The organism is Nonomuraea sp. B208, from assembly GCF_057536035.1.
Genome location: NZ_BAAJOU010000021.1, coordinates 841,686 through 859,185 on the forward strand (window position 1 = coordinate 841,686; position 17,500 = coordinate 859,185).

Annotated in this window: 12 protein-coding genes; 6 read left to right on the plus strand and 6 right to left on the minus strand. The window is 73.4% G+C overall.

What is annotated here, in order from left to right:
- Positions 1-45 precede the first annotated feature (45 nt).
- Together AC27IY_RS20990 and ccrA are read left to right on the plus strand one after the other, a co-directional pair.
- Positions 46-5,697, plus strand: a complete 5,652-nt coding sequence (locus AC27IY_RS20990) for a beta-ketoacyl synthase N-terminal-like domain-containing protein (RefSeq protein WP_487178918.1) — start codon at positions 46-48, stop codon at positions 5,695-5,697.
- Complete coding sequence (gene ccrA, locus AC27IY_RS20995) at positions 5,694-7,007, plus strand: crotonyl-CoA carboxylase/reductase (RefSeq protein WP_487178919.1); 1,314 nt, start codon at positions 5,694-5,696, stop codon at positions 7,005-7,007. The genes AC27IY_RS20990 and ccrA overlap by 4 nt, the downstream gene beginning before the upstream one ends.
- Here the strand turns inward: ccrA and AC27IY_RS21000 are convergent.
- The 3 genes from AC27IY_RS21000 to AC27IY_RS21010 all read right to left on the minus strand — a co-directional run bounded on the left by AC27IY_RS21000 (position 6,982) and on the right by AC27IY_RS21010 (position 9,770).
- Complete coding sequence (locus AC27IY_RS21000; protein WP_487178920.1) at positions 6,982-8,265, minus strand: PucR-like N-terminal domain-containing protein; 1,284 nt, start codon at positions 8,263-8,265, stop codon at positions 6,982-6,984. The two genes, ccrA and AC27IY_RS21000, sit on opposite strands and share 26 nt — an antisense overlap.
- A gap of 93 nt (positions 8,266-8,358) precedes the next feature.
- Complete coding sequence (locus AC27IY_RS21005) at positions 8,359-8,559, minus strand: EF-hand domain-containing protein (RefSeq protein ID WP_091092764.1); 201 nt, start codon at positions 8,557-8,559, stop codon at positions 8,359-8,361.
- Positions 8,560-8,651: 92 nt separating this feature from the next.
- On the minus strand, positions 8,652-9,770 hold the full coding sequence (locus AC27IY_RS21010) for an FAD-dependent oxidoreductase (RefSeq protein WP_487178921.1): 1,119 nt from the start codon (positions 9,768-9,770) through the stop codon (positions 8,652-8,654).
- A 54-nt stretch (positions 9,771-9,824) separates the two neighbouring features.
- On the opposite strand from AC27IY_RS21010, the gene AC27IY_RS21015 reads away from it, so the two are divergent.
- Positions 9,825-10,517, plus strand: coding sequence for a TetR/AcrR family transcriptional regulator (locus tag AC27IY_RS21015; RefSeq protein ID WP_487178922.1), 693 nt, complete (start codon positions 9,825-9,827; stop codon positions 10,515-10,517).
- A 29-nt stretch (positions 10,518-10,546) separates the two neighbouring features.
- Positions 10,547-12,208: an alpha-amylase family protein gene (locus tag AC27IY_RS21020; RefSeq protein ID WP_487178923.1), complete on the plus strand. Its 1,662-nt coding sequence runs from the start codon at positions 10,547-10,549 to the stop codon at positions 12,206-12,208.
- On the opposite strand, the gene AC27IY_RS21025 is transcribed toward AC27IY_RS21020, so the two are convergent.
- Complete coding sequence (locus AC27IY_RS21025) at positions 12,195-12,800, minus strand: TetR/AcrR family transcriptional regulator (RefSeq protein ID WP_487178924.1); 606 nt, start codon at positions 12,798-12,800, stop codon at positions 12,195-12,197. The genes AC27IY_RS21020 and AC27IY_RS21025 overlap by 14 nt on opposite strands.
- A 73-nt stretch (positions 12,801-12,873) precedes the next feature.
- On the opposite strand from AC27IY_RS21025, the gene AC27IY_RS21030 reads away from it, so the two are divergent.
- Positions 12,874-13,644: an alpha/beta fold hydrolase gene (locus tag AC27IY_RS21030; protein WP_423476850.1), complete on the plus strand. Its 771-nt coding sequence runs from the start codon at positions 12,874-12,876 to the stop codon at positions 13,642-13,644.
- Between the two features lie 36 nt (positions 13,645-13,680).
- A complete protein-coding gene (locus AC27IY_RS21035; protein WP_487178925.1) occupies positions 13,681-15,447 on the plus strand; it encodes a bifunctional metallophosphatase/5'-nucleotidase in 1,767 nt (588 codons plus the stop codon).
- Here the strand turns inward: AC27IY_RS21035 and AC27IY_RS21040 are convergent.
- Together AC27IY_RS21040 and AC27IY_RS21045 are read right to left on the minus strand one after the other, a co-directional pair.
- Positions 15,444-16,184, minus strand: a complete 741-nt coding sequence (locus AC27IY_RS21040) for a cytochrome d ubiquinol oxidase subunit II (RefSeq protein WP_364455621.1) — start codon at positions 16,182-16,184, stop codon at positions 15,444-15,446. The genes AC27IY_RS21035 and AC27IY_RS21040 overlap by 4 nt on opposite strands.
- Positions 16,185-16,196: 12 nt before the next feature.
- The gene (locus AC27IY_RS21045; RefSeq protein ID WP_487178926.1) at positions 16,197-17,450 is read right to left on the minus strand and encodes a cytochrome ubiquinol oxidase subunit I; all 1,254 of its coding nucleotides are present in this window, start codon (positions 17,448-17,450) and stop codon (positions 16,197-16,199) included.
- Positions 17,451-17,500: the final 50 nt, after the last annotated feature.

Below are 17,500 nucleotides of genomic sequence, written 5' to 3' on the forward strand. Positions count from 1 at the left end.
TAGGGTGGCCGATCACCCCGGCCCCGGCGCACTCGGGAGTGTTTCGTGGACGTACCCGATGAGAGCGAGATCCGGACCTTCCTCATCGAGCGGCTCGGCGGGCAGGTGGACCCCGGCCGGCCGCTGGAGGAGCACGGGCTGTCCTCGCGCGAGGCGGTCGCGGTGGCGGGCGAGCTGGGCGAGCTGCTGGGCCGCGAGCTGAGCCCCACGATCGTGTGGGAGCACCCGACGATCGACCGGCTCGCCCGCGCGCTGTCCGCGCCCCAGGAGACCGCCGAGGCCGGCGGGACGGCGGGGGAGCCGGTCGCGGTGATCGGCGTCGGCTGCCGCTTCCCCGGCGCGCACGGCCCCGAGGCGTACTGGAAGCTGCTCGTCGACGGCCGGGACGCGGTCGGCGAGGTGCCGGAGGGGCGCTGGGAGGCGTTCGACGACGGCTCCGCGCGCACCCGCGAGGCGCTGGCCGGCGTCACCCGGCACGGCGGGTTCCTCGCCGACGTGGCGGGGTTCGACGCCGAGTTCTTCGGCATCTCGCCGGGCGAGGCCGCCGCCATGGACCCGCAGCAGCGGCTGCTCCTGGAGACCGCCTGGGAGGCGCTGGAGCACGCCGGCCACGCCCCGCGCACGCTCTCCGGCAGCCGCACCGGCGTGTACGCAGGACTCTCCGGCACCGAGTACGCGCACCTGACCGGCGCCGACCTCGCCGCCGTGGACGCCTGGACCGCCACCGGGGCCGCGCTCAGCATCGCCGCCAACCGGGTGTCGTACCTGCTGGACCTGCGCGGCCCCTCCCTGGCCGTGGACACCGCCTGCTCCTCCTCCCTCGTCGCCACCCACCTGGCCGTCACCGGCCTGCGCGCCGGCGAGTGCGACCTGGCGCTCGCCGCCGGGGTGAACCTCCTGCTGTCGCCGCTGGTCACCGTGGCCTTCGACCGGGGCGGCGGCACCGCGGCCGACGGGCGCTGCAAGGCGTTCGACGCGGCGGCGGACGGGATGGTGCGGGCCGAGGGCTGCGGCGTCGTGGTGCTCAAGCGGCTCGCGGACGCCGTACGGGACGGCGACCGGGTGCTCGCGGTGATCAGGGAGTGCGCCGTCGGCCAGGACGGCCGTTCCAACGGCCTGGTCGCACCCAACCCGGAGGCGCAGGAGTCGCTGCTGCGGCAGGTGTACGGGCGGCTCGGCCGCGGGCCCGACTACATCGAGGCGCACGGCACCGGAACCCTGCTCGGCGACCCGATCGAGGCCAGGGCCATCGCCGCCGCCGTGCCGACGCCGGTCCTGCTGGGCTCGGTCAAGACCAACCTCGGGCACCTGGAGGCGGCGGCGGGCGTCGCCGGGCTCATCAAGGCCGTGCTCGCCCTGCACCACGGGGTGATCCCGCCCAGCCTGCACTTCCGCGAGCCGAACCCGCACATCCCGTGGGAGCGGCTGCGCGTCGTCACCGCGCCGACGCCGTGGCCGTGCCGGGAGGGTGGTGACCCGGCGAGGGCGGGGGTGTCGGCGTTCGGCTTCGGCGGCACGAACGCCCACGTCGCCCTGGACGCCTTCCCCGCTCCTCAGGCCGCTCTCCCGGTCCGTGCCAAGCACGTCTTCCTGCTCACCGACGCGACCCCCCGCCGGGTCGAGCGCCACGCCCGCGTCCTCGCCTCCTGGCAGCCCCCCGCCGACCTGGCGGACGTGGCCCACACCCTCGCCAGGCGGGCCGGGCGCGGGCGGGTGGCGGCGGCCGTCGTGGCGGGCGACGCCGGCGAGCTGGCCGCCAAGCTGCGCGAGGTCCGGCCGGTCGGCCCCGTCACCGCCGCCGAGGGGCCCGTCTGGGTGTTCAGCGGCTACAGCCCGCACCGGCCGTCCCTGGAGCTCTACGCCGCAGAGCCCGCCTACCGCCGCACCCTCGACCTGCTGGCCCCCATGCTGCGGGACGAGGCCGGCATCGACGTCCACGACCCCGGCGCGGCCGGCGTGGCCACGCTCCAGCCGATCATCTTCGCCGTGCAGCTCGCGCTGGCCGAGACCTGGCGGGCCTACGGCTTCGAGCCCGCCGCCGTGATCGGGCACTCCATGGGCGAGGTGGCCGCCGCGGTGGTGGCGGGCGGGCTCGGCGTCGAGGACGGCGTACGGGTGATCTGCGCGCGGGCCCGGCTGCTCGGCGGGCTGGGCGGCGGCGGGGCCATGGCGGTCGTCGAGACCGGGGCCGAGGAGGTGCCGGACGACCTGCACGTCGCCGTGTACGCCTCGCCGTCGCAGACCGTGGTGACGGGGGAGCCGGAGCGGGTGGCGGAGTTCGCGGCCTCGGTGGCGGCGCGGGGGTTGTTCGCGCGGACGCTGACGGCCGAGGGGGCGGGGCACTCGTCGCAGGTACGGTCGCTGGTGCCGCTGCTGCGTGAGGAACTGCGCGGGATCGCTGGGGGCAAGCCTGACATCCCGTACTATTCGCCGGTCTTCGAGGATCCGCGCGAAGCGCCGGCGTTCGAGGGCGCGTACTGGGCGGCCGGGCTGCGCCGTCCCGTACGGCTCATGCAGGCCGTACGGGCGGCGGCCGAGGACGGGCACACGCTCTTCACCGAGCTGGGGCCGCGCCCGCTGCTGTCCGGGGCGCTCCGCGACACCCTGCCCGCGACCGCCCGCGTCACCGAGGGGCCCTTCCACGACCAGCTCGCCGCCGTCGCCGTGGCCGTGCCGCCCCGGACGCGCGGGCGGCTCGCCGACGTGCCGCACTCGCCCTGGGAGCACGTACGGCACTGGGCCGAGCCGAAACGGCCGCCGGCCGGGCATCCGCTGCTCGGCGCGCACGTCGAGACGCCGTCCTGCCACTCGTGGACCACCACGCTCGACGACCTCGCCGACGCCCCCTGGCGGCTGCCGCCGGAGGAATGGCACCGGGACGGCCATCCGGTGCTCACGCCCGCCGTCCTGGCGCGGCTCGCCCGCGCGGCCGTCGCGGAGACCTCCGACGAGATGGAGCTCCGGCAGGTGACGCTGCACGCCCACCTGCCGCTTCCCGCCCAGGTGACGATCACCCTCGCGGACGGGCGCGTCGAGCTCTCGGCGAAGAACGCCGCAGGCCGGTGGACCGTCCACGGGAGCGCCGTGGTCGGCCCGGCCGCCGGGGTTCCCGAGCTCATCGACCTGCTCCCGGGGCCCGTCCCCGTCACGCTGGACGCCAAGCTCGTCGCGCGGGCGTGGGTGAGCGTGCCGCCGCCGGAGGCGGGCATGTCCCGCCCCTGGCTCGTCCTGGCCGAGGAGGGGGATGCGCGGGCCGCCCGCCTCCGCGCCCTCCTGCCCACCCCTTCGGGCGAGGGGGCCCCGGCGGGTGGTGGCGTCCTGCCTGGTGACGGGGTGCTGGTTCTGGTGCCGCCGGGGCTCGGGGTGGCGGGGGTGCAGCGGGTCATGCTGCGGGTGGCCGGGCTGGCTCGGCGGGGCGCGCGGATCGTGGTCGCGACCGAGCGGGCCCAGGCCGTACGCGACGGCGACCTCGCCGACCCAGGGCCCGCCGCCCTCCGGGCCCTGGTCCGGGTCCTCGCCCTGGAACATCCCGAGACCCGCGCCCGCCTCGTCGACCACGACGACCTCGACGCGCTGGTCAGGGAGCTGTCCTGCGACGCCGAGGACGACGAGGTGGCCTGGCGGGCCGGCATCCGCTACGCGGCCCGCCTCCGCCGTGTCACCCTCCCGTCCCCCCGTGGCCCCGTGGCCGGACCCGGGGCGTACGTCATCACCGGCGGCCACGGACACCTGGGCCGCCTCACCGCCCGTCTGCTGCTCGAACGCGGCGCCACCCGCGTCGTGCTGAACAGCCGTACTCCCCATCCGGACGCCGGGCCTGTCAGGACGGTCACCGGCGATCTCGCCGCGCCGGGCACGGCCGAGCGGCTGGTGGCCGCCGCCACCGAGGGCGGGCTGCGGCTGCGCGGCGTCGTGCACGCCGCCGGGGTGCTCGACGACCGCCTGATCGCCGACCTCGAACCGGATGGCCTCGCCCGCGTGTGGGCCGCCAAGGTCGTCGGCGCCCAGCGGTTGCACGACGCCACCAAGGACCTGGATCTCGACTGGTGGGTGGCGTTCTCGTCGGCGGCGTCCCTGCTCGGCTCGCCGGGCCAGGCGGCCTACGCCGCCGCGAACGCCTGGCTGGACGCGCTGTGCGAGCGCCGCCGCGCCGAGGGGCTGCCCGCTCTCGCCGTCAACTGGGGTCCCTGGGCCGGGACCGCCGCGCCCGCCACCCCGGGCGTCGAGCCCCTGACGGAGGACGAGGGGCTGGAGGCGCTGGAGGCGCTGTTGCAACGTGACTTCCCGGCGGGGGTGGTCAAGCTCGATCCTGCGCGGGCGGTCGCGCTCTTCCCGCCCCTGGTGCGCATCCCGTACTTCTCCGAGGTCGCCGAGGCCCCGGCCCTTGAGGACCTGCCGGGGCCGGTGGGCGTCTCTCACAAGCTGCGGGAACGGGCCGCCGCCGTGCTCGGGGTGGAGCCGTCCCGGCTGGGGGACGACGCCGTCCTCACGGACCTCGGTCTCGACTCGCTGGCCGCCACCCGGTTGCGGGGCATGATCGAGCACGACTTCGGCGTACGGGTGGCGGCGGCCCCGCTGCTCAACGGCGGCACCCTGGGCGCACTGGCACGGGCGGTCACCGAGAGCCTGGGTCTCGCCCCCGTCCTGCCGAGGGACGCGGCAGAACGCCAGGTCACCCGCGTGCTCGCCGGGCTGCTCGGCCGCGAGCCCTCCGTCACCGAGCCGCTGCCGCCCGGCATCCTGCCCGAAGCCCTCGCCCTCCTCGCCGGGAACCTCAGCCAGGGCCCCAGCCAGGCCCTCGGCCAAGACCTCGCCTGGGACCCCGGTCAAGAGGTCGTCACCCCCGCCGACCTGGCCGTGGCCATCAGACGGGTGGACGAGGCCGAGGCGGGGCGGGGGGTCGTCCGGCCGCTGACCCCGGCCGCCCCCGCCGGCGCGCCGATCTTCCTGGCGCACCCGGCGGGCGGAACCACCGGCGTGTACGCCCTCCTCGCCGCCCGGCTCCCCGTCCCCGTCCTCGGGCTGGAACGCCTGGACCAGCCGGACGACATCCCCGGCCGCGCCGCCCGCTACGCCGAAGCCGTCCGCCGGGCCGCGGAGCCTCCGTACCGGCTGGGCGGGTGGTCGTTCGGCGGGATCCTGGCGTTCGAGATCGCGCGGCTGCTCGGCGAGGACGACGTCGAGCTGCTGGCCATGATCGACTCCGGCCTCCCCGACGAGGTCGGCGAGCCGGACCGCCGACGACTCGCCGCCCGCCGCTACGCGGCCTTCGCCGCCTACCTGACCAGGACGTACGGCACCCCGATCCACCTGGACCGCGCCGAGCTGGAGACGCTGGACGAGCCGGCCCAGTTCGCGCTCACCGAGGCCAGGATCGCCGAGTCGGGCGTGCTCGCCACCCTGCCGCCCGCGATCCTGCGCCACCAGCTCACCTCGCACGACGACACCCGGGCCATCGAGCGCTACCGTCCCGCCGGCCCGTACCACGGCCGCGCGGTCCTCTACCGCTCCACCGAGCCCGCCCCCTGGACCGTCGAGGACCCCCGGTACGCCCACGCCGACGACCCGGCCAGGGGCTTCGCCCCGTACGCGCCCCGGCTGGAGGTCGTCGAGATCCCCGGTTCGCACCACCTCAACCTGCTCGACCCGCCCCACGTCGAGGTCATCGCCGAGCACCTGAAGGGACTACTCCTGTGAAGACGACAGCACTCGGCGAGGCGGTGGTGGCCGGCGCCGAGCCGGCCGAGCTGGCGCGCCTGGACGTGCCCTCCGCCTACCGCGCCGCCCACCTGCGCAAGGACGAGGTCGGCAGTTTCGACCAGGACGAGCAGGACAAGGACGTCCGCCGCACCCTGCACGTCGGCGAGGTGCCGATGCCGGAGCTGGCCGAGGACGAGGTGCTGGTCGCGGTCATGGCGAGCGCGATCAACTACAACACGGTGTGGTCGGCGATGTTCGAGCCGGTGCCGACGTTCGCGTTCCTGGAGCGGTTCGGGCGCAGCGACGCGCGGCACGACCTGCCGGTGCACGTGCTCGGCTCGGACGCGGCCGGCGTGATCGTCAGGACCGGCCGCGCGGTCCGCCGCTGGCGGGTGGGCGACCGGGTGGTGACCAGCCCCGCGTACGTGGACGGCGAGGACCCGGTGATCCAGCACGACGGCATGCTGGCGGGCGACCTGCGCGCCTGGGGCTTCGAGACGAACTTCGGCGGCCTCGCCGACTTCGCCGTGGTCAAGGCCACGCAACTGCTCGCCAAGCCCCGGCACCTGAGCTGGGAGGAGGCCGCCTGCAACATGTTGTGCGCCTCGACCGCGTACCGGATGCTCGTCGGGGAGCGCGGCGCGCGCATGAAGCAGGGCGACGTGGTGCTGCTGTGGGGGGCGACGGGCGGCCTCGGCGGGTACGGCGTGCAGCTCGTCAGGAACGGCGGCGGCATCCCGGTCGGCGTCGTCGGCAGCCAGGAGAAGGCCGAGCTGCTGCGCCGCATGGGCTGCCCGTACGTCGTGGACCGTTCGCAGCTCGACGGCGGCCTGGCGGACGAGAAGGGCTGGCGGCGGCTCGGCGCGGAGATCAGGCGGCAGGTGGGTGAGGACCCGGCCATCGTCTTCGAGCACACGGGCAGGGAGACGTTCGGGGCGTCGGTGTACGTCGCCAGGCGCGGCGGCGCGGTCGTGACCTGCGGCTCCTCCAGCGGCTACGCCCACGAGTACGACAACAGGCACCTGTGGATGAAGCTCAAGCGCATCATCGGCTCCCACGGAGCGAACTACCAGGAGTGCCACGAGGTGAACCGGCTGATCTCGCTCGGCATGGTCCATCCCACGCTGTCGGCCGTCTACCCGCTGGAGGGGGCGGCGGAGGCGGCCCGCGCCGTCCAGCTCAACCAGCACGTCGGCAAGGTCGGCGTGCTCGCCCTCGCCCCGTCGGAGGACCTGGGGATCGAGGATCACGCGCTGCGGGCGCGGATCGGCGAGGACCGGCTCAGGCTCTTCCGCCGGCCCCTCTGAACGTCCTGTTCACGGCCTGGCGGGCGCGGAGCGCGATCTCCAGCTCGAACCGGACGTCCGGGTCGGCGAGCTGCTCGCCGTACAGCTCTTCGAGCTGGCGTAACCGGTAACGCACGGTCTGGGGGTGTACGTGCAGGCGGGCGGCGACCTCGCCGGCCCCGCGCCCGTACCGCAGCCAGGCCAGCAGCGTCTCGGCCAGCCGGTCCTGCTGGGTGGGGCGGAGGTGCGCGAGGGGCGCGAGCCGCGCCTCGGCGAGGGCGTTGACCAGCTCCTCGTCCTTGAACACCACCAGCGTCGCCATGTGGTCCTCGCAGCGCGGCAGCCCGCGCGGCAGCACGCCGCGCCGCGACAGCTCCAGCGCCTCCCGCGCCCAGCGCAGGGACGTCGCCGCCGCGGCGAGCGGCACCGCGGGCCCGATCGCGCCCCAGTAGCCGCGCAGCCCGTGCTCCAGCATCTGCGCCTGCCCCGGCCCGGTCGGGTCGGGCACCAGCAGGCACGGCGTGGTCCGCTCCAGCCCGGCGAGCACGTCGGGCGGCAGCGCCGGCATCCGGGCCGGCGTCCGGTACGCCGTCCCACGCCGCCCCTGCGCGGGCCCCTGTGCGGGCCCGGGCCCCTGTGCGGGCCCCTGCGTGGGAACGCCGGGCAGGTCGTCGAGCGCCACGCAGGCGACCGTGCGCGGCAGTCGCCACCCGGCCGCCTTGGCCAGGTCGGCGATCGCCTCGGGGCTCGCGGCCGGCTGGCTGAGCAGCAGGTCGAGCAGCCGGCCGCGGCGACGTTCGATCTCGCCGGCGGCCCGCGCCCTGGCCTCCTCGAACCCCTCGGCCGCGGCGTCGGCGAGCTGGTCGAGGTAGACGAAGATGGTCTCGCCCAGGTCGTACAGGCACTGGGGGGAGAGCCCGAGCGGGTCGGCGATCTCCGTGAGCCGCCGCCAGCCCACCCGCGCGCCGAGCCGGAGCGCGGTTTGCAGCGGCTCCAGGTTGCGCCCTTCGGCGGCCTCGCCCTTGCCGACCATGCGGAACGGCTCGGGGTCCCAGGCAGCGTCGGGGCTCTCGACGCGGTCGAGGAAGCCCTCGATGGCCTGCTCGACCGCGGTGCGCAGGACCTTGATGTAGAGCTCGTCCTCCCGCCTGGCGTACTCGGGGATGCGGTTCTGAATCTCCTCGATCACCTCTTCGGAGACCCGGCCGATGCCCGACCTGAGCGTCTTCACGAGGCCCGCGGGCGCCCGGCTTTCGCGTACGTCACTCTTGATGGCCATCGTCCCTCCTGTCGCCATTGTGACCCAGGCGACAGGAGTTTTGTAGCAAGTGCTTGCTTTTATCGCATCCGGCTATACCGGCGGCGGCACCGCTCACCGGCTGACGAAGGCGCCGAACTCCTCCACGTCGATCAGCCCGTCGCCGTCCTTGTCGAGCCTGCGCACGCCCTCCTGCGCCGCCTCCAGCGTCACCGGCTGACCCATGATCTCCATGAGCCGGACGAGCTCCTCGGCCGAGATCCGGCCGTCCTTGTCGACGTCGATGAGATCGAAGGTGATCGCGTAGTCGCTCATGCGGGGGGCCTTTCTGGTTGTCGTCGCGTTCGAACCTTAGTGGCGCGGATCGCAGCCCGTCGATGGAACGCCATTCCCCCGCAAACGCCGCCCTAACGGACCTGCTCGGGGCTCTGGAGCTCGTCGAAGTAGGCGAGTGCGTCGGCCGGGTCGGGGCTGACGATGCGGTCGAGCCCGGCCGCGGTGAGCCTCGCCCACCTGACCGCCCGCGCCTGCATCCGCTCCTCGAAGGCGGCGACGGCCTCGTCCAGGTGGCCGGGCGCGGCGGCGGCCACGGCCTCGGCCAGCTCGGCTCCCTCCAGCAGCGCGAGGTTCGCGCCGGCCCCGAGCGGCGGCATCAGGTGGGCGGCGTCGCCGAGCAGCGTCACCCCGGGGACGTGCGCCCAGGTGTGCGGCACGGGCAGGACGTGCAGCGCGCGGTGGATGACGGGGCCGCCGCGCCTGAGCAGGTCGAGCAGCGGATCGGCCCAGCCGTCGAACAGGGCGAGCAGTTCCTCCCGCGCGCCGTCCGGCTCCGCCCGCCGCTCTAGCGGGGCGCGGAACTGGGCGTACACCTTGACGTGGCCGCCGCTGTTGCGCTGCGCCACGAGGGCCTTGTTCACCCCGTACACGGCCATGGAGCCGTCGCCGATCAGGCGGGCGAGGTCGGGATGGCGGGCGTCCACGTCGTCCAGCGACGTCTCGGCGTAGCGCACGCCGGTGTAGCGGGGGGTCGCGGGCGAGAGCGCCGGACGCACCCGCGACCAGCCGCCGTCCGCGCCCACCACCAGGTCGTACGTCTCCTCGCCGCCGTCCGCGGTGCGCACCCGCGCCGTGGAACCGGCGGACGGCACGACCTCGGTCACGGCCCGGCCCCACTGGACGTCGAGCGGCCCGAGCAGCAGGTCGCGCAGGTCGCCGCGGTCGATCTCGGGATGCTGGGGGTCGCCGGGCCTCGGCGCCCAGTCGCGCAGCACGGTCCCGTCCTCGGCCAGGATGCGCATGGCCTGGCCCTCGGGACGCGCGCGGGCCCGGAAGCCGTCGAGCACCCCGGCCCTGTCGAGCGCCCATTGGCCCATGTTCTCGTGCAGGTCGAGGGTGCCGCCCGGGGGGCGGGCGTGGGGGCCGGGGTCGCGTTCGTAGACGGTGACGGGGTGGCCGTGGCGGTGCAGGACGCGGGCGAAGGCGAGGCCGCCGGGCCCGGCGCCGACGACGGCGATACGTTGTCTCATGTCGATACACTGTATTGAGTAGATACGCCGTATCGCAATCGTACGATGTATTCCATGACTGTCTGGGACCGGCCAGAGCCGCAGCCCCGGCCCGCGCCCGTGCCGCTCGACCGCGAGCGCATCGTCGCCGCCGCCGTCGAACTGGCCGACGAGGGCGGGCTGGAGGCGGTGTCGCTGCGCAAGGTCGCGGCCCGGCTCGACGCCGGCCCGATGCGGCTCTACGGCTACCTCGCCACCAAGGAAGAGCTGTTCGACCTCATGCTGGACGCGGTCTACGCCGAGATCCTGCCCGCCCCGGATGACCGGGCCGCCGGCTGGCGCGAGACCCTGCGCGCCCACGCCCGCCGCACCCGGCAGGCCGCACTCCGCCACGAATGGCTGGCCGACCTGCTCGGCGGCCGGCCGAGCCCCGGGCCCAACGCCCTCGCCGCCGCCGAGGTCACGCTGGCGGCGTTCGACGGCCTCGCCGACGTGGACACCGTGGCCCGCGCCGTGGCGACCGTCAACGCCTACGTCACCGGCGCGATCAGGCGCGAGATCGCGAACCTGCGCGCCGAGCGCGCCACGGGGCTGTCCGAGCACGACTGGCAGCGCGCCCACGGCCCCCACCTGACGAGGATGCTGGACACGGGCCGCTATCCGGCGTTGGCCAGGTTCGTGCACGAGGGCACGGAGACGGACGCGGGGACGTCCTTCGACCTGGAGCTCGACTGGGTGCTCGACGCCGTCGCCGCGCGAATCGCCTGAAACGGCAAAGCAGGGGTAGTCGGGGGGTCATGCGACTGACGTACACCTCTGACGTCTGGTGGAAGAACGCCGTCGTCTATTGCCTGGACGTGGAGACCTTCAAGGACGGCAACGGTGACGGCGTCGGCGACTTCCGCGGGCTCACCCAGCAGATCGACTATCTCGCCGGGCTCGGTGTGACGTGTCTGTGGCTGATGCCGTTCTTCCCGACCCCCAACAAGGACGACGGGTACGACATCACCGACTTCTACAGCATCGACCCCCGCCTCGGCACCCTGGGCGACTTCGTGGAGTTCATGCGCACCGCCCACGACCGCGGCCTGCGCGTCATCGCCGACCTCGTCGTCAACCACACCTCCGACCAGCACCCCTGGTTCAAGGAGTCCCGCAGCAGCAAGAACTCGCCGCTGCGCGACTGGTACGTCTGGTCCGACAAGCCGGAGCCGGACGACCCGAGCAAGGTGGTCTTCCCCGACAAGGAGGACTCCCTCTGGGAGTGGGACAACCGTTCCAAGCAGTACTACCTGCACAGCTTCTACAAGCACCAGCCCGACCTCAACGTGGCCAACCCCGAGGTCAGGGACGAGATCACCCGCATTCTCGGGTTCTGGATGGAGCTCGGCCTGTCGGGCTTCCGGGTGGACGCCGTCCCGTTCCTCATCGAGAACGTCGACCCGAAGCTGCCCGATCCGCACGAGTTCCTCCAGGACATGCGGGCGTTCATGACCCGCAGGAAGGGCGGCTCAATCCTGCTCGGCGAGGTCAACGTGCCCTACCCGGAGTTGGTGAAGTACTTCGGCGACGGGCTCGGCGACCAGGTCACCATGTGCTTCGACTTCATCAGCATGCAGAAGGCGTGGCTGTCGCTGGCCCGCCAGGACGCCGGCCCCCTCGCCGACGCCCTCCGCGAGCGTCCCAAACCGCCGAAGGACGGCCAGTGGGCCATGTTCCTCCGCAACCACGACGAGCTCACCCTCGACAAGCTGACCGACGAGGAGCGGCAGGAGGTCTTCGACGCGTTCGGGCCGGAGAAGGACATGCAGATCTTCGGCCGGGGCCTGCGCCGCCGGCTGCCGACGATGCTCGGCGGTGACCTGCGCCACGTCAAGATGGCCTACAGCCTGCTGTTCTCCCTGCCCGGCACCCCCGTCATCTTCTACGGCGAGGAGATCGGCATGGGCGAGAACCTCGCCGAGGAGGGCCGGCTCGCGGTCCGCGTCCCGATGCAGTGGACGCCGGACGGCGGTTTCAGCCAGGCCGATCCGGTGCGCGAGATGCCGGAGGGCTCCTTCGCCCCCGACCGGGTCAACGTCGCCGACCAGAAGCGGGACACGGCCTCGCTGCTGCGCTGGTTCCAGCTGCTCATCGAGCGTTACCGGGAGTGCCCGGAGCTGGCGTGGGGGACGTACACCGTGCTGGACGCCGGGCACGCCGCGGTCTTCGCGCACCGCTGCGACGCCGACGGCGCCACGGTCGTGGTGGCGCACAACCTGTGCGACAAGGCGGTGGACGCCGAGCTGGAACTGCCGGGGTTGGAGGGTCAGCAGCTCACGGACCTGCTGGTGGACGGCACGCTCGACGTGTCGGACGACGCCAAGGTGAAGCTGCCGCTGGGGCCGCACGACTGCCGCTGGCTGCGGGCCTCGCCGCCGGAGATCGCCCCCGAGGACGCGGGGGTCATGTCGCAGTAGCCGGATCAGCAGCCGGATAGGCCGCCATGGCGAGGGCGGCGATCCGCCGGAGCTCGGCGGGTCCCGCCCCGTCGCGCGACTGCGTCGACATGCCCTGGATGACGCAGGCGTAGAAGGCGGCCAGCCCGGCCGTGTCGGTGCCGGCCGGGATGCGGCCCGCCGCGAGGTCGTCGTCGATGCGCCGTTTCAGCGCGGCCGTGGCCTCCTTCCTGTGCTCGCGCAGCAGCTCCTCCACCTCGGCGGACTCAGGCCCGCAGTTGACCGCCGAGGAGACGATCATGCAGCCGGGCGGGTGCGCGGCGTCGGCGTACTCGGCCGCGGCCTCCCTCAGCACGCGCTCGATCGCCTGCCGCCCGGTGGGCTCCTCATTCAAGGCGCGGGTGGTGAAGGCGCCGTAGGTGCGCTGGTAGCGGGCGACGACCTCCTCGAACAGGCGGCGTTTGTCGCCGAAGGCGGCGTACAGGCTGGGCGGTTTGATGCCCATCGCGGCGGTGAGCTCGGCGATCGAGGTCGCCTCGTAGCCGCGCCGCCAGAACGCCCGCAGCGCCTGCTCCAGCGCGAGGTCCCGGTCGAATGTCCGCTGCCTTGCCATGCCGTCATTCTATAGCGATCGCTATGTTATTGTCTGTTCTGTAGCGATCACTAAAGAAAGGTTGAGGAGAACCATGCCCATCGCGCAGCACCCCGCGGGCCCCGTCCACTACGGCCGCGCCGGCGAGGGCCCCGGGCTGGTCCTGGTCCACGGCACCGGCGGCGACGCCGCGACCAACTGGGCCCACCTCGTGCCCGGCCTGAGCGACCTGCGCACCGTCATCACCCCCGACTACGCGGGCAGCGGGGCCACCGCCGACCCCGGCGGCGAGCTCACGCTGGACCTGCTCGCCGGGCAGGTCGCCGCGGCCTTCGAGGGGCCGTCCGACCTGGTGGGGTTCTCGCTCGGGGCGGTCGTGGCCGCCGCGGTCGCCGCCGAGCGGCCCGAGCTGGTCCGGCGGCTGGTGCTCATCGCGGGCTGGACGCACCTCGCCGACGACCGGCTCGAACTCGGCCTGCGCACCTGGGCCAGGCTCGCCCGCACCGACCCCGAGAGCTTCGCCGCGTACGGGCCGCTGGTGGCCTTCAGCCCCGAGTTCGTCCGCGAGGCAGGCGTCGCCGCGCTCATGGGCGAGCCGCCGCGCGGCACGCTCCGCCAGATCGAGCTGGACCTCAGGGTGGACGTCCGCGACCTGCTCCCCAAGATCACCGCGCCCACGCTGGTCGTCGGCAACACCCGCGACTACCTGGTCCCGGTCGAGCACGCCCGCGCGATGCACGCCGCCATCCCCGGCAGCGAGTACGCCGAGCTCGACAGCGGCCACGTGGTCCTGCACGAGCGCCCGGCCGAGATCACCGCGCTGATCCGGGAGTTCGTGACCAGGGAGCCGTTGGGCGAGTCGTAACCAGCGAGTAACTTGTGGCGGTTACCCTCCAGCCACATGCAGACCAAGAAGCTCGCCCTCGCCGGGGCCGCCGCGCTGACCGCGCTGGCCCTGGCAGCGCTCCCCGCCCAGGCCGGGGCCGCCCACGCGGGACCCGCGAGGACGGTCACCGTCACCGTCATGGGCACGTCCGACCTGCACAGCAACGTCCTCAACTGGGACTACTTCAAGGACGCCGCCTACGCCGACAGCGCGGGCAACAGCGTCGGCCTGGCCAAGGTCTCCACGCTGGTCAACACGATCAGGGCCGAGCGCGGGCCGGGCCACACGCTGCTCTTCGACTCCGGCGACACGATCCAGGGCACGCCGCTCGCCTACTACTACGCCAAGATCGAGCCGATCACCGAGACCGGCCAGACGCACCCGATGGCCAAGGCCATGAACGCCATCGGCTACGACGCCGTGACCCTGGGCAACCACGAGTTCAACTACGGTCTGCCGCTGCTGGCCACCTGGATCAAGCAGATGAAGGCCCCGGTGCTCGGCGCGAACGCCGTGCACGCGAAGTCGGGCCTGCCGGCGTACCAGCCGTTCGTCATCAAGACCATGAAGGTCAAGGGCGAGAAGCCGATCAAGGTCGGCGTGCTCGGCCTCACCAACCCCGGCGTGGCCATCTGGGACAAGGCCAACGTCGAGGGCAAGCTGCGCTTCACCGACCTGGTCGACTCGGCGAAGAAGTGGGTGCCGGTCATCCGCGGCCTCGGCGCGGACGTGGTCGTCGTGACCGCGCACGCGGGCGACAACGGCATGTCCTCCTACGGCGGCGACCTGCCCGTCGAGAACGCCTCGGCCCTGGTCGCCGAGCAGGTGCCGGGCATCGACGCGGTGCTGTTCGGGCACGCGCACAACGACGTGCCGCAGAAGTTCGTCACCAACAAGGTCACCGGGCAGCAGGTGCTGCTCACCGAGCCCGGCCGGTGGGGCCAGCGGCTGTCCCGGCTGGACTTCCAGCTCGCCAAGCAGCGCGGCAAGTGGGTCGTGACCGGCAAGTCCTCGGCCACGATCAACACCAACACGGTCGCCGAGGACCCCAAGATCGTCTCGCTGCTGAAGCCGCAGCACGACACCACCGTCGGCTACGTCAACAAGGTCGTGGCCAAGTCGGCGCAGGAGCTGTCGGCGGCCGAGTCGCCGTACAAGGACACGCCGATCCTCGACTACATCCAGCAGGTGCAGACCGAGACGGTCAAGCAGGCGCTGCCGGACAACACGCTGCCGGTGCTGTCGATCGCGGCCCCGTTCAGCCGCTCGGCGGTCTTCCCCGCCGGTGACGTCCGGGTCAGGGACGTGGCGGGCCTCTACGTCTACGACAACACGCTGCTGGCGATCAAGCTGACCGGCGCGCAGATCAAGGACTACCTGGAGTACTCGGCGAAGTACTTCAACCAGCTCGCCCCCGGCGCTCCGGTGGACGTGGCCACGCTCACCAACGCCTCCGGCACCCCCGACTACAACTACGACCAGCTCTCCGGCGTCTCGTACGACATCGACGTCAGCAAGCCGGTCGGGCAGCGCATCGCGAACCTGACCTACGACGGCCGGCCCGTCCCGGCCGACAAGGAGTTCGTGGTCGCGATCAACAACTACCGGCAGTCGGGCGGCGGCGGCTTCCCGCACGTCACCACCGCCCCCGTCCTCTACAACGCCCAGGTGGAGATCCGCCAGGCGCTCATCGAGTACGCCACCGCCAAGGGCACCATCGACCCGGCCGACTTCGCCGCCCCGAACTGGAAGCTCACCAGGGAAGGGGTCCCGGTCTTCTAAAGGTACGAAGGCCCGGTGACCCGGTGCCGGAAGGTCCACCACACCCACGCCTGGGACGCCACCAGGAACGGGACGAGTGCCAGGACCACCGGCACCAGCACCGGCCCCGACGTGCCCGGATGCAGGGGGAGGCGCAGCCCCGCCAGCACCCCGACGGCCAGCAGCGCCGCCGCGGTCAGCGCGTACGCCCGCGCCTCCCCGCCGCCGCCCGTGAGCACGCCCGCCCGCTCGCGCAGCCCGCCGCGCAGCCGCAGCGCCGCGAACGTCAGCCCGTGCGTGCCGAACAGCGCGGCCACCACCAGCGCGGGCAGCACCGCGATCGGCCCCTCCAGCCCGAGCAGCACGCGGCTCAGCAGCAGCCCCCAGGTCAGCGCGAGCCCCCAGCTCCCCGCCACGGTCGCGCCGTCCCAGAACGCCTGCCAGCCGGGCCGCTCCAGCCGCCCGCGCAGCCACAGCCCCATGTCGCGGACCACCCACGCCAGCACGAGCCCGACCACCAGCGTGTAGTTGCCGCTCAGCAGCTCGCCCTCCAGCTCGGGGAACAGCCCGGCGAGCACCCCGGCGGTCGCCACCAGCCACACCTCGTTGCCGAGGAAGAACGGCGCGATGGCGGCGATCACCTCGCGCCGCTCGGCCCCGGAGCGCCCCAGGTAGGGCAGCGCCATGCCGACCCCGATGTCGGCCCCGCCCAGCACGAGGTAGCCGAGGGCGAAGAAGGCGAGAACGAAGATCTCCATGACGGCGTACTCCTAGAAGGTGGGGACGGGGGCGGGGGCGGGCTCGACCGGCTGCTCGCCGAGCGCGACCGCGCCGGGGCCGCGCCGGGCCTGCCGGGCCAGCAGCCAGTAGTTGACCGCGATGAGCGCCGCGAACACCGCGACGAACGCGGTCAGCGACACCCGCACCTGCGTCGCGGTCAGCGGCGACATGGCCTCGGCCGTGGTGAGCAGGCCGTACACGGCCCAGGGCTGGCGTCCCACCTCCCGGAACACCCATCCGGCCAGCATCGTGACGAACGGCACCGGGATCATCAGCGTCAGCAGCCAGTGCCAGGGCCGGAAGGACCGTACGGCCGGCCGGAACGCCATGAGCAGCACGCTCAGCCCCGCCACCACGGTCATGACCAGCCAGAGCACCATCATCAGCACGCCCGCCACCCGCACCGCGCCCACCGGCGGCAGGTAGTCGCCGGGCCCGTGCAGCGCAGCCATCGTGGCCTGCGTCTCGGCCATCAGCTCCGCCCGGTCCGCCCACGCCGCGGTCTTCGACGGCTGCAGGTAGGAGAACTGCAGCCCGCCGAACGTCACCGTGAACATCGCCGCCGGCAGCGCCAGCCCGAGCCCGAGCCGCAGCGACTTGCGGAAGAAGTCCTGCTCGGCCGTGCGCCTCCGCAGGTGGTAGGCGCTCACCCCGGCCATGAAGAACCCGCCGGTGAGCAGCGCACCGCCCAGGATGTGCCAGAACGCGAGCTGCGCGGCCGGATTGCCGACCATCGCCCCGAAGTCGGCGATCCGCAGCGCCCCGCCCTCCAGCACGTGGCCGACCGGGTGCTGCAGGAAGCCGTTCGCCACCATGATCCAGAACGCCGACGCGTACGCGGTCAGCGTCACCACCCAGATCAGCGCCAGGTGCGCCCACCGGTTCAGCCGGTTCCAGCCGAAGATCCACAACCCGAGGAACGTCGACTCGACGAAGAACGCCACCAGCGTCTCGATGGCCAGCGCCGAGCCGAAGACGTCGCCCGCGTACTCGGTGAGCCCGCTCCACGCCAGCCCCAGCTGGAACTCCATGACCAGGCCGGTGACGATGCCCATCGCGTAGTTGATGAGGTAGAGCTGGCCCCAGAACCGGGTCATCCGCAGATGGATCGGGCTGCCGGTCACCGTCGCCCGGGTCTGGAGCACGGCCACCAGGGTCGCGAGGCCCAGGGTGAGCGCGACGAAGAGAAAGTGCGCGCCCGCCGTGAGCGCGAACTGCAGCCGGGCGAGATCCACCGTTTCCATGCCGCAGAGTCTCCGGTCACGGCACCGGCCGCCGCGTCATGCCGGGGACG